The 13,748-nt window shown below is 43.9% G+C and carries 10 protein-coding genes; 6 read left to right on the plus strand and 4 right to left on the minus strand.

Going from position 1 to position 13,748, the window contains the following annotated elements; all coding sequences use genetic code 11:
* Nucleotides 1-83: 83 nt before the first annotated feature.
* The gene (gene ybaK / locus B2866_RS07015; RefSeq protein ID WP_296192056.1) at nt 84-572 is read right to left on the minus strand and encodes a Cys-tRNA(Pro) deacylase; all 489 of its coding nucleotides are present in this window, start codon (nt 570-572) and stop codon (nt 84-86) included.
* A gap of 293 nt (nt 573-865) precedes the next feature.
* Here ybaK and plsB point away from each other — a divergent pair, with 293 nt between their 5' ends.
* Entirely contained in the window at nt 866-3,682 is a 2,817-nt protein-coding gene (gene plsB, locus B2866_RS07020) for a glycerol-3-phosphate 1-O-acyltransferase PlsB (protein WP_296192058.1), read from the plus strand.
* A 103-nt stretch (nt 3,683-3,785) separates the two neighbouring features.
* On the opposite strand, the gene ettA is transcribed toward plsB, so the two are convergent.
* On the minus strand, nt 3,786-5,447 hold the full coding sequence (gene ettA / locus B2866_RS07025; protein WP_296192061.1) for an energy-dependent translational throttle protein EttA: 1,662 nt from the start codon (nt 5,445-5,447) through the stop codon (nt 3,786-3,788).
* Nucleotides 5,448-5,947: 500 nt separating this feature from the next.
* Here ettA and B2866_RS07030 point away from each other — a divergent pair, with 500 nt between their 5' ends.
* Together B2866_RS07030 and B2866_RS07035 are read left to right on the plus strand one after the other, a co-directional pair.
* On the plus strand, nt 5,948-6,238 hold the full coding sequence (locus B2866_RS07030; protein ID WP_296192064.1) for a GNAT family N-acetyltransferase: 291 nt from the start codon (nt 5,948-5,950) through the stop codon (nt 6,236-6,238).
* Between the two features lie 313 nt (nt 6,239-6,551).
* Nucleotides 6,552-6,845, plus strand: coding sequence for a 4a-hydroxytetrahydrobiopterin dehydratase (locus B2866_RS07035; protein ID WP_296192066.1), 294 nt, complete (start codon nt 6,552-6,554; stop codon nt 6,843-6,845).
* Between the two features lie 147 nt (nt 6,846-6,992).
* Here B2866_RS07035 and B2866_RS07040 read toward each other — a convergent pair whose 3' ends face one another.
* Nucleotides 6,993-7,148 carry a DUF1328 domain-containing protein gene (locus tag B2866_RS07040; protein ID WP_068407724.1) on the minus strand — a complete coding sequence of 52 codons (156 nt, stop codon included), beginning with the start codon at nt 7,146-7,148 and terminating at the stop codon, nt 6,993-6,995.
* A gap of 488 nt (nt 7,149-7,636) precedes the next feature.
* On the opposite strand from B2866_RS07040, the gene B2866_RS07045 reads away from it, so the two are divergent.
* The 3 genes from B2866_RS07045 to B2866_RS07055 all read left to right on the plus strand — a co-directional run bounded on the left by B2866_RS07045 (nt 7,637) and on the right by B2866_RS07055 (nt 11,047).
* A complete protein-coding gene (locus tag B2866_RS07045) occupies nt 7,637-8,959 on the plus strand; it encodes a saccharopine dehydrogenase family protein (protein WP_409520870.1) in 1,323 nt (440 codons plus the stop codon).
* Between the two features lie 353 nt (nt 8,960-9,312).
* Entirely contained in the window at nt 9,313-10,158 is an 846-nt protein-coding gene (locus B2866_RS07050) for a hypothetical protein (protein ID WP_296192073.1), read from the plus strand.
* 442 nt (nt 10,159-10,600) lie between these two features.
* Nucleotides 10,601-11,047, plus strand: a complete 447-nt coding sequence (locus B2866_RS07055; RefSeq protein ID WP_296192075.1) for a hypothetical protein — start codon at nt 10,601-10,603, stop codon at nt 11,045-11,047.
* A 103-nt stretch (nt 11,048-11,150) separates the two neighbouring features.
* On the opposite strand, the gene B2866_RS07060 is transcribed toward B2866_RS07055, so the two are convergent.
* Complete coding sequence (locus B2866_RS07060) at nt 11,151-13,700, minus strand: Tex family protein (protein WP_296192077.1); 2,550 nt, start codon at nt 13,698-13,700, stop codon at nt 11,151-11,153.
* Nucleotides 13,701-13,748 lie beyond the last annotated feature (48 nt).

Genomic DNA, 13,748 nt, shown 5'->3' on the forward strand with positions numbered 1-13,748 from the left:
ATCTGCTAATAAGCAGCGCAAACACTATTGAGAGCAAATGACAAAGGCGCAGAATAAACGGCGTGTAAAATTCTTCTTAAATACTAATCATCGATGATATCTGCAAAGCGCGCGTCAAGGCTGGTCGCTAATTGCTCAGGTGGCAACTCAATCTCTAGACCTCGGCGACCGCCACTCACATAGATAGTTGCCTGCTCCTGCGCTGCGGCATGGATAAGCGTCGGTAAGCGCTTTTTTTGCCCCAATGGGCTAACGCCGCCGAGCACATAACCCGTCGACCGTTCGACCAATTTAGGTTCAGCCATTTGTACTTTTTTGCAAGCCAGCATTTTAGTGCTCGATAGAGCCTTTGCCATTTTTTTAAAATTTAGGGTTTTATCGACCGGCAAAATCGCTACGGCCAGCGCGCCTGCGTCGGTTGTCACCACCAAGGTTTTAAACACTCGCTCGGCAGTAATACTCAGTTTTTCTACTGCTTCTAGTCCGAAAGAGGCGGCGGTGCTGTCGTGAGTATATTCATGCAACTTATAATCCAGGTTGCGCTGTTTGGCAAGTTTGATAGCAGGGGTCATAATATTTTGGCTTAGAATAATGAAGTTAAAAGATAAAATTCCAGATAGATTTGAATGTAAATATTTTACTTTAGTCCCTTACAGTATTGCGCGAAATCGCAGATTTTTCTACCTCTGACTTTAAATAATTTCACCTTTTAACGCTTGGCTCGTCAAATATTCTTTGGCATTTAAACCAGCATTCTATGCCGTTATGAGACTAATATTGGCAGTATATACAGACACTATATATCGCTTTGATGGCTTTTATGGCATCATAAGCTCACCATATTTGACTAATTTTGATACTGATTATGATACCGAAGTTCTTAAAAAAACGGATTTTTAAAGCGCCAGTCGCAACTGACCATACAACCTCAACCCCAGAATTCGAGGCTGAGATGCTGCCGGTTGCCTCAACTCTTTATGCCAATGCGCCGATTAACCAGCTCTATCGCAAGCTGTCGGGACAGCTGCTTGATGTCGCTGTGAAGCCAAAGCTTTTGGGCGAGTTGCCAGAATTCGACGATGACGACAATATCCTTAGATTTTATGTGCTGCAAGATTATTCGCGCTCCAACAGTATTTTGATTGACCTACAGACGCAAGAGCACAATCTGCCGCCCGCCTTAGTCGGTGTGCAAGATATTACTCATGATGTTAAAGAAAATGCCGCCATTATCTTTTTACATCACCCGCATGCCAAAGACAGCCAGCTATCACCTCGCCTATCGCGTCTGGTTGCCGCGGTCTTACAACATCCAGAATTACAAGTGCGTTTGGTGCCAGTGTCGATCCTGTGGGGACGCGCGCCAGAAAAAGAAGACTCGTTATTTAAATTGTTGACCGCCGATAACTGGGAAGATCCTAGCATCACCAAGCAGCTATTTAATATCGGGGTGATGGGGCGTGATACCTTTGTCCAGTTCCATCCGCCACAAGATTTACGCACCCTTATTCATGACAGCTTACAAGGCGATGGCGAAGGATTTGCTGTCTTTGATTCAGTAGCGACCGAGTCCACTCACAAAGCCGCGCAAAACGCCGCGCAAGCTGATAACGCTGATACGGCAAATGGTGCTAATAAAGTAAATGATGCTAATAAGGTAAATGATATAGCGCCAAGCTTTGCCATGGTTGCGTCAGCCGATGGCAATCGCGAGCTGGTGCGCTCATTACAACAGCAGCTTAATATTTATTTGGATAAACAGCGCGCCAGCATGCTCGGCCCCGACTTGTCGGACAGACGTAACTTGGTCGACAAATTGGTTTATTCGCCTGCTATCAAACATGCAATAGAAGCAGAAGCGGCGGCGTCAGGCACCAGTGTGCGTGAAGCGCGTATGTTAGCCAAGGGCTACGCCAACGAAATGGTCAATGATTACTCACACTCTATCGTGCGCGGTTTTTATAAGTTCCTGACGTGGTTATGGACGCAGCTTTATGATGGCGTAGAAGTGCATCACTTTGAGCGGGTACGTGAGCTGGCCGCTGATTATGAGCTTATTTATGTACCTTGTCACCGCAGTCATGTCGACTACTTGCTGCTGTCCTACGTCATTTATATGCGCGGCTTAAGCATTCCTTATGTCGCAGCGGGTGATAACTTAGATGTACCAGTATTGGGGCCGTTATTGCGCGGCGCGGTTGCCTTTTACATTCGTCGTAGCTTCCGTGGCAACGCGCTATATACTGCGGTACTGCGTGAATATATGCACACGCTGATTACCCGTAATACCCCGATTGAGTACTTTATCGAAGGCGGACGCTCGCGTTCAGGGCGACTGCTGCCACCGAAAATGGGTATGCTGGCGATGACGGTACATAGCCAATTACGCCGGACCAATAAACCTGTGGTGTTTATACCGACCTATATCGGTTACGAGCGTATCATGGAAGGCGGCACCTATGTGGGCGAGCTAAAAGGCAAGCCAAAAGAGTCAGAATCGCTAATCGGTCTCCTAAAAGTTGGGCGCAAGATTGAACGTATCTTTGGTAATGTACATTTAAGCTTTGGCACGCCGCTGCATCTTAGCGACTTTATGACCAAGTTTGACGTGCCAGCCAATAGCTTACCTGCCGATCGTACCGACACGCCACTCGATGATAAAACCAGCGCCATGGTGGATAATATCGGCGTCAAAGTCATGCAGCATATCAATAAGGCAGCGGTCATCACTCCAGTGTCGCTATTGTCATTGGTATTATTATCGGCACCAAAGGCGGCGCTTGATGAAGATATTTGCCGTGAGCAAATCGCCCTTTACCAAGGTCTGGCTCAGCACTTGCCTTACTCTGATGATACGATTATCACCGATATGACGCCGCAGCAAATCATCGATTACGGTATTAAGCTAAAACTTATCGAACGCATACCGCATATCTTGGGTGATATTATCCAAGTTGCTGGCAAACAGGCGGCGCTACTAAGCTATTTCCGCAATAATATCCTGCATGTCTTTATTTTATTGTCTTTCTTATCAGCTCTAGTAGCACGTAACGGACGCATTGAGCGCAGCCGTCTCAATAGTATCGCCGAGCAGTTATATCCATTCTTACAAAGCGAGTTGTTCCTCTATTATTCAGCGCATGGTCTTCAAGAGACACTGAATAAGAAAATCGATAGCCTGCTTACTAATGGACTGATTGTCGAAATGGATAATGGTATGCTGAGCGTGCCTGAGACCAATAGCAAATGCTATCAGCAGCTACAAGTACTGGCGACGCCAGTTGAACAAAGCCTTGAGCGTTACTTTATGACCCTTGCTCTACTGGCTCAGCAAGGCTCAGGCAATCTAACCGAAAACGAAGTCGTTGACTTGTGTCACCTGCTTGGGCAGCGTTTGTCTGTGCTGTATGCCGACGACATTCCTGACTTCTTTGACCGTGCGCTATTTACCAGTTTTATCGGTGCCTTGATTCGTCTTGATTATCTGCAAAAAGATGAAGAAAATGGTATCTTAACTTTCGATCAGCGCATCGATGATATCGCTCACCATGCAAAATATGTACTCAGTCCTGATATGATGCAAATTTTGCAGCAAGTGGCGAGCCTCAATGAAGAAGAAATTGCCCACGCCATTACTGAAATTAGTAATAAAAAGCAGCGTAAATTTGGCCGTAAGCGTTAATAAAACAACGTAAAAGCTAAACATAAAAAAGACCTCTAACGGATTAGAGGTCTTTTTTTATATCTAAATTATTGTCTAAAAATACTTATTATAAATAATTATCCTAGGTAGAAATCTTTTTATACTTCATACGCTTCGGACTGGCATCATCACCCATGGTCTTTTTGCGATAGGTTTCAAACTCAGAATAGTTACCATCGAACCAAACTGGGCCTTCATCTTCGAATGCCAAGATATGGGTCGCGATACGGTCAAGGAACCAGCGATCATGCGACACCACCATCACCGTACCTGGGAATACTTGAATAGCATCCTCTAGCGCACGTAAGGTTTCGATATCCAAATCGTTTGATGGCTCATCAAGGAGCAAGACGTTAGCGCCCTGTTTTAGCGTTTTTGCCAATTGCAAGCGGTTACGCTCACCACCTGATAATTGACCGACGTGCTTTTGTTGGTCTGAACCTTTAAAGTTGAAGCGGCCGATATAAGCGCGGCTTGGGGTTTCATAGTCGCCAACTTTGATGATATCTAGGCCGTCAGAGACTTCTTCCCAAACGGTTTTTTTGTCGTCCAAGTTATCACGTACCTGTCCGACATAAGCGACCTTGACACTTTCACCCAAATCGACTGAGCCGGTATCTGGCGTATCACGCTCGGTAATCATGTTAAATAGTGTGGTTTTACCCGCCCCATTTGGACCGATAATACCAACGATAGCGCCTGCTGGGACGTTAAAGCTTAAGTTTTCATAAAGCAGACGATCGCCAAACGATTTAGAGATATCGTTGACTTCGATGACTTTATTACCTAAACGAGGACCCGGTGGAATATAAATCTCAGACGTCTCATTACGCTGCTGGAACTCTTTTGAGTTCAATTCCTCAAAACGCTGCACGCGTGATTTAGACTTGGCTTGCTGACCTTTTTGGTTTTTACGAATCCACTCAAGCTCTTTTTTCAGCGCTTTCGCAAACGATTCTTCTTGTTTATTTTGCTGCTCTAAACGGGTATTCTTTTGCTCAAGCCACTCAGTATAGTTGCCTTCGTACGGATAGCCATGGCCACGGTCAAGCTCCAAAATCCACTGAGCGACGTTATCCAAGAAATAACGGTCATGCGTAATGGCGACGATAGTACCGCTGTAGTTTTGCAAGAACTGCTCAAGCCAAGCAACCGATTCGGCGTCCAAATGGTTGGTCGGTTCGTCTAGTAACAGCATATCAGGGCGTGATAACAGCAGACGACATAGTGCCACACGGCGTTTTTCACCACCTGATAGTTTGCTAACGTCAGCATCCCATGGCGGTAGACGCAAAGCATCAGCTGCTTTTTCTAGTTGGGTATTTAAGTTATGCGCATCCCACGCTTGGATGATGTCTTCCATCTTGCCCTGTTCTTCAGCAAGCTTATCAAAGTCAGCATCAGGCTCAGCATATTCGGCATAAATGGCGTCAAGACGTGACAGCGCATCTAATGCTTCGCGCATACCATCTTCGACGTTGCCGCGCACGTCTTTACTGTCATCAAGCTGTGGCTCTTGCGGTAGGTAGCCAATTTTGGTGCCAGTTTGCGCGCGCGCTTCACCACTAAAGTCTTTATCCACGCCTGCCATGATGCGTAGCAAGGTTGATTTACCTGAACCGTTAATACCTAGGACACCGATTTTGGCACCAGGGAAAAACGATAGGTTGATGTTTTTTAAAATCTCGCGCTTAGGTGGAACAAGTTTTGACACGTTGTTCATCGTGTAGATATATTGAGCCATTAACACTCCGATAGACTGCATAGACGAGACTTGCAAACCAGACTTAGCAATCATGCCAAACGGGCTGCGCCTCAAAAATCAGGGTTATAAATTGTTTACCATTATCGCATTGTGGCGCAACCCCTGCAAGCTAACGGACTGTTTTACCTGTCTTTATATGCCTTTTAGATTTTTTTGCCGCTTTTTATGCCGAGCTGCCTGTTTTATCCGCCTTCTGTGCCAAAACCTTTATGCAAAATCATTCCTTACCAATTCTTGTCGCAATGTTTGGGTTAAAGCAAGGCTATTAACATTCGTCCTATCTAGCCTTACGGGAAATGACTAGAAATTTGACCCAGAAAAGTTCACAATCAATAAAGTGATAGGATAGAAAATATGTAGATTACGCAAATAACAGTTATTTGACAGTCATTTAACAGTCGCTTAATAACAACAACTTAATAATCCTCACTTTATCAACCGCTAGGAATAATTATAAATATCATTAATGGAGAGTTTCTATGAGTAATGACAACAAACAGAATCTAGACATCGTTCACAATGAGCAAGCCAAGCGTTTTGAGACGTCAATCGACAGTCATACGGGTTATATCAGCTATCAAGAGCGTGGCGATCAACTGGTATATGACCATACCATCGTGCCACAAGAATTGGGCGGGCGCGGTGTCGGTTCAGCGCTGGTTAAGCATGCTTTAAAGTACGCTCAGGATAATAATAAAAAAGTGGTGCCACAGTGCTCGTTTGTCGCCTCATATATCGATAAACATCCTGAATATAAAGAGCTGCTATAGGCTTAAGAAAACAAGCCAATGATAGATAAAGCTTTACAGCCGTAATTATGCTGTAAAAACTCTCGTCCGGCTTATGCGTCAACATATACCATTGCCCTCCTATTTATTTGTTTACCTTTATTATATTTTTGCTTGCAACGATATAGTGAGGATAAGCAGAAATAGGTGGGTTTTTTGTCCTAAGTTCTTTATGTCATAATTTTGCTCTTTATGTCATAACTTTAGGCAATAGAACTGATATAAGATAAAATAGAGACCAGCAAATCAATCACTCTAAAATCTCCACTTCCTAATAATAACAAAGGATACCACCATGAGTAGTTTATCTAACCAACAAATCGACTTACAATTAGAAGACTTGGCTGGCTGGCAACGCGACGGTAATAGCATCGTCAAAAGCTATCATTTTAGCGATTTCATCGAAGCCATAAGCTTTATGAACCAAGCCGCTTTTTATGCTGAGGCACTCGAACATCATCCTGAATGGAGCAATACTTATAACGTTGTCGATGTCCGCCTGACCACTCACGATACGGGTGGTATCACAAGCCTAGATATTCGCCTTGCCAAACGTATGGAACATATTATCCAGCCGAAAACTTTCTAGTACTGCATAAGACAGTTGGCATTAAAGATAATCAAAATAGTCAAATTAAAACAGACAAATTTGAGTCATAAAAAAAAGTCCTCAATCGAGGACTTTTTCTTATTAATCAGTATGAATACTTAAGACCTAAGCAGTCACTGTTCTCTATTACATACGGCGACTAACAAATGCGACAATGAATAGAATCACAGCAATGGCTAGTAGGATATAAGCAAAGTTTGCCGATAGGCCAGCGACACCGCCAAAACCTAGGAAACTTGCAATCAATGCGATTACCGCAAAAATAATGGCCCAACGAAACATAATATTCTCCTCAAATTATGGTTAAGAATGAGATATACAGCTAGCAGTTTTGGCCATTAATAAACTGTTTATCGATCGACCGTTTTACCACTGCACTCTTATCTTCTATCTTCCTGAAAATTTTCTTGTTGTTTTGATACTACTTATTACTGCGTACGAATATAGATTAGCAATGATTTCCTCTAAAAGACGTTCATTTTGGTAATAATGTCGATAGGTTATGTAAACTTTGTAGCAAATCTTACCATTCTTAAGTTTTTACTTGGCTTTTCAAGACTTATGTGTAGAGATAGTGAATGAACGCTTAAACTCCCTTATTTTTATGACAAAATTTGCTATAAACCTAAATGGTTTATTTTATGCGGATTAAAGGTTTAGTACTTTAAAGGGTTAACATCAGCTGCATAAATAATAAAGACGGCTATTTAGCCAGCTAACTTATCAATGTAACAATACAAGTTAACGATAACGGCTATTTAACAAGGAAAATAAATATGAATACGGAAACCTCAAACGATTCAGCTGCATCAAAACCAGCATCAACAAATCAAGATTCAGCAAACGCTGATGACAAACGTCCCTACGCGGTGGTTTTGTATGGTGCGACCAGTTTTGTTGGCCAAATTACTGCCCATTATTTAACGGAATTTTTATCGAACGCTAAAGATAAAAATGGCGAGAATGTCACGTGGGCGATAGCCGGTCGTGATGAAGAAAAGCTCAATGAGCTACAGTCTAAGCTTGCCAGCAAAGTCGATATAATCATTGCCGATAGTAACGATGCGGCTAGCCTCGATAAGATGACCAAGCAAGCCCAAGTTATTATCTCAACCGTTGGCCCTTACCTAAAATACGGCGAGCCATTGATTAAATCTTGCGCCAATCACGGTACCGATTATGTCGATCTGACTGGCGAAGCGATATTCATCAAAGATATGATGGATAAATATCAGGACGCCGCCAAGCAAAGCGGCGCGCGTATCGTCAATTCATGTGGCTTTGACTCTATTCCGTCGGATTTGGGCGTGTATTTTACTCAGCAGCAAGCACAAGAGAAATTTGGTAGCGCTTGTGATGTGATTCATATGCGCGTCAAAGCGGCAAAAGGTGGTCTATCTGGCGGCACGATTGCGTCGATGGCAACGATTTTCGAAGAAGTCGGTCAAGATAAATCACGCCGTAAGCAAGTGGCAAACCCTTATTTGCTCAACGACGACAAAGATGCGCCAAACGTGCGCCAAGATAATGTCAGTAAACCAGAGTACGATGATGAGCACAAACGTTGGCTTGCACCCTTTGTTATGGCCAGCATCAATACCCGCATTGTGCATCGCAGTAACCAACTGCTCGGTTATGAATACGGTCGCGACTTTAAGTATGACGAAGCGATGTGGATGAAAGATGGCGTAAAAGGCAAATTATCGAGTTACGCAATGAGCGCAGGCTTAATGGGTTTTGCCACCGCCATGATGATTAAACCAAGTCGTGAGCTATTATCTAAACATGTGCTGCCTAAATCAGGCTCGGGTCCTTCTAAAGAAGAGCAAGAAAATGGCTATTTTGATATCCGCCTATTTGGTAAAACTGCCAACAACGATACCATCAATACCAAGGTAACCGGCGATAAAGACCCAGGTTATGGCAGCACCTCGCGTATGTTGTCACAAGCAGCATTGTGTCTTGCGCAAGATATCAATAAAGAGGATGTCGGCGGTGGTTTTTGGACCCCGGCTTCGGCGATGGGTGCTCGCTTAATTGAACGTTTAGAAGCCCACTCTGGTCTTAGCTTTGAAGTAGTAAAAGATTCATAGCAACCATGGTTAAGATTAAAACGAGTTAATTCTAACTAAGATAGTAATGACCGTTTCTTGGCAACAAGAGGCGGTTTTTTATTACCTATATTATTTACCTTTTTGCTCATTACATTTTAGACAAATGTTAACGAACGATAAAAACGTATTTCTTTGGTAAACGATGTTGCCCCTTTGCCCTTTTTCAATACATTAAGCTACACATTCTCAGACTAATGTCACAGCCATATTACTGGAACTGACGTAGGATAAAACAGGTTATGGCATAGGTTTTATCAGCCGAGCCTAAGTTCAACAAGCCCAAAGAGAAATATTAACAATAACAAATTAACAATAACAGAGAGGGAATGACTATGAAATTAAATGTATTAACAGCCGCTATTTTGACCTCAGGTGTCGCCATGTTTGCCACTACCGCCAATGCAGGTATGACGACTGATAGCCATGGTAACGTTGGTTATGACAGCTACGATGAATGTGTGATGGCAGTCAAAGACGGTTCGGCAAAGTTTTATACCCCTTATACTTATCAAAAACCCAAATTGCAAGCAGGCGAAGCGTCAATTAAAAAAATGCGTTTGTCTGAAGTCATGATTCCGCAAACCGTGGTAAACAGTAATAACTTACAAACCAGCGATTATTCAGCCGGTGCTTGTGATTTAGGCGTTGGACAGTCAAATGGTCGCTATGGTGTCTCAGGCGCATTAGTGGGTAAATACGTGCCTATTGCTGCTGATATGCCCGTTAACGTCTATATGGATAAAGCTGGTAATCCGGTACGTTTAAGCATGCAGCAGTGCGATAATCACTTTGGCGCTAAATTCCCCACCCCTGTTGTCAGCGACGCTAAAGAAACCGAAGCGCCAGCACCAGAGCCTCAAGTTGCCATCACTGAAGAGCGTAGTATGGAGCCAGTCATTGTCGAAACTAATCGTGTTATCCGTCCTGCTAAGTACCGTGTAAAAGAAGTCATTATTGCGCCAGAAGACCAAATTAAACGCGTTAATACCGCAAGTGGTACAGCAATTGCGGTAGAAGATGGTGCCAATCGCGCGGTCATCGTGGGTGAAGAAGCAGATAGTAGCGTCCTTGAAGATACTGAAATCAGCCAAACCTTTCCTGTGATTCGCGTGCCCAATAATAATACCCAGCAGCGCGTAGTCGATCCAAGAACCGGTAAATATGTGATTGTTGAATAAATTTTTACTAGTTAATTTTTAACAATCCTATGCTAGAAACGAGACAGGGAAGCAGAAAACATTTTTTGCTTTCCTTTTGTCGTGCCTGACAATAACGCTACAATAGTTGCACAAACTCACCTACAAACATCGCTCTGTGAGAGTTTTAATCGATGTACTACTGAACCCATGCTTATTTAGTTGCTATTCTCCTTTTAGATTTTTATCACTGACCAGTTCAGCTTATAAAACTCTTTAACCAATCAATCATGATAATCGCTCAATGGTTATCATGATTTTATTTTGTCTATAGGTTTAATGTTAGATATATTAAATATATAAATGCAAAATACTAAATGAATTGGTATAGCAATTTTATTTTATACAACAATACTCAACATAATCGTCAAGTTTAAAACCCCTTAAACTGACATTATAAGATTGTAAATTAAGGAATGGATTAATGAAAAAAAGTACTCTATCTTTATCGCTACTTATGGGCGCAGCGCTCACTATCCCAAGTTTGGCTATGGCAGCCCCTACTGATAGCGAAGCAGTAGAAGATGCAGCAACAGCAACCACTCTTGAGGCTGAAGGCACTCCTGTCAATGAAACCGCAGCCAGCCAAGCAAATCCATTTCAGTTAAGCGAAACCCAAACGATCAAAAGAGCCCAGGTTAATAATCTTGCTAGCCAACAGCCAGTGACCACTGAGCTACAAGCTGAGCAAGCGACAATTCAGAATACCATGCAAGAGGACATGCAGGCGCAACAAGCAGCCATGCAAAACCCAGAAGCAGCAATACAACAACAAGATTTACAACAAGCCATGTTAGATGAAGAAGCGGCATTACAAGAAGAAGCGTTATCAGAAAACGAAGAAGATACTGAGCCAGCGCAAGCGCTATAAATTATAATTAGCGAAATCAATCTTGTAGAGAATCCTCCAATATATTCTCAATAAAAAAGGCAGCCATCTGGCTGCCTTTTTTGGTTAATCGTTATGGTAAATATTATTTTTTCGCTTTAGTGACGCCAGCTTCTTGCAACAGCGCGCCAAGCGTGCCTATTTTATTAGGTGCTTCCTTACTAGATGCTGCTGCTTTCTCCGCTCTAGGCGCTTTACTGCGGTTATTGGCGCTGTCTTTATCTTGACGATTGCCACGCGGTTTTGTTGCACGCTTATCAGCCGCTGGACGGTTACTAGCTGGACGATTGCTGCGTGGACGGCTAGCCTTATCGTCATTACCTGTACCTTCTGCAGTCGACTTCGCAGCTGGGCGTACTGGTTTTTCAGACTCAGGCTTCATACTAAAGCCGATACGGCCGCGTTTTTCATCGATAGAAATCACACGTACCGAGACGATATCACCGGGCTTAACGCGGTTCATCGGGTCAGCAACGAAGTCATTGGCCATCTGTGAGATATGCACCAGACCATCTTGATGGACACCGACATCAACGAAGCAACCAAAGGCTGTGACGTTGGTAACGACGCCTTCAAGCAGCATGCCTTCGCTCAAGTCTTTAATACTATTGACGTCTTCACGGAAGTTAGCCGTTTTAAACTCAGGACGTGGGTCGCGTGCAGGCTTGGCAAGCTCTTCAATGATGGCTTTGACACTGATATTGTCATCGTTAGCAGCAAGCGCCGTGGTATCGATGCTGTTTAGCACGCCATCGTTACCGATAACTTCTGGCAATGCTTTACCGGTTTGCTCAAGTAAACTGTCAACCAGCGCATAGCTTTCTGGATGCACGCCTGTTGCATCAAGAGGATTGCTACCGCCATGGACGCGTAAGAAACCCGCCGCTTGCTCAAAGGTTTTTACCCCTAAGCGTGGGACGTTTTTCAGTGCTTCACGGCTATCAAAGGCACCATGCTCTTTACGATAAGTGACGATTTGCTGGGCGACGTTTTTATTCAAACCCGCAATATGCGCCAAGATAGCAGGACTTGCGGTATTTACATCAACACCAACGGCGTTCACGCTGTCTTGGGTGACTTTATCTAGACTGTCTGCCAGCTGGGTTTGATTGACGTCATGCTGATATTGACCAACGCCAATCGCTTTTGGGTCAACTTTAACCAATTCTGATAGCGGATCTTGCAAGCGACGGGCAATAGAAACCGCACCGCGTACAGAGACATCTAAAGTAGCAAGCTCATCACTGGCAAGCTCACTCGCTGAATAAACGGATGCGCCTGATTCATTAACGATAACGGCTTTGGCTTTCAATTCAGCGTTGGCGGCCAAAATCTCTTTAATCATCGCATCTGTTTCGCGGCTCGCCGTACCATTACCGATAGCGACCAAATCAACATTATAAGTGCTTAATAATTCATCGATGACTTTTTTGGCCTCATCCATCTTATTATCGGGGGCAAACGGATAAACGGTTGCGACGACAGGCTTGTCTTCGCCATCCAGCATGACATGACCTTGAGCATCGACAATCGCCATTTTAACGCCATGACGGATACCCGGATCAACACCTAAAATCACTTTACGGCCAGCAGGCGCTGCCATAAGTAAATGCTGTAAATTATTGGCAAATACATCAATCGCATCGGCTTCAGCGGTCAGACGCTTTTCGGTCAATAAACGATGCTCGATATGCGGACGCCATTTTTCTTTCCATAAACTGGTCGCGGCTTCAGTTAAAAACTTTTGACGTTCTGCTGGCGCTTTGGCATCAATCTCAAAATGCTTGACGATTTTTTCGATAAATGGCGCGTCTTCGCCTTCGATTTTAAGACCTAAAACGTTTTCTTGGCGACCGCGCAGCATGGCTAATAGGCGATGATTTGGCAGACGCGCCAAGCTTTCACTATGTTCAAAGTAATCTTTGAACTTCTCACCAACTTCGCGTTTTTCTTCACTAGCAACGCTCGATACGATACTCGCCGTTTTCGCAAAACCACTGCGTAGATTATCGAGTAAGTCTAACGCCTGCGTCCATTCATCAACGATGATGGCTTGTACGCCTGCCAATTGCTTGTCGATATCGCTAAAATCAACTTCAATCTCATTACCGTTATCATCAGAGATAGTAGATTGTACTTGATAGTCGGCCAGCGCCTCTGTCGGTGTAATCTCTTGCGTCAGTATCGCCTGAGCAGCAACGTCGAGGCCGGCAGAACGTGCTTTGGCCGCTGGTGAACGGCGACGTGGACGGTATGGCAAGTAGATGTCTTCAAGCTCAAGTTTCGACGTCGCATTATCAATACGCGTCTGCAGCTCGTCAGTCAAATTACCCTGCGTACTCAGCAGCTCGGTAATTTTGAGGCGACGGGTTGCCATATCCCGCTCATAATTAAGCGACTTCTCTAAAGCTCGCAGCTGCGCATCGTCAAGATTCTGCGTTTTTTCTTTACGGTAACGGGCAATAAAGGGAACGGTCGCGCCTTCATCGTAAAGTTTGACAAACGCATTGACTTGAGCAGTCTTAATGCCAAGCGCGCGAGCAAGCTTGTCGTGAATATTCGCGTGTGTGGTTGCATCCAAAACCTGTGCATTTGTCGAGGTTTGAGATGGCGTTAAGGTATCAGTGCTACTCATAGACGTATCAATCGTTGAGAAATGTAGTTTTGCATTATAGCAAAAGCT

It is taken from the genome of Psychrobacter sp. UBA3483, from assembly GCF_002377905.1.
In the GTDB taxonomy this organism is placed as follows: Bacteria; Pseudomonadota; Gammaproteobacteria; order Pseudomonadales; family Moraxellaceae; genus Psychrobacter.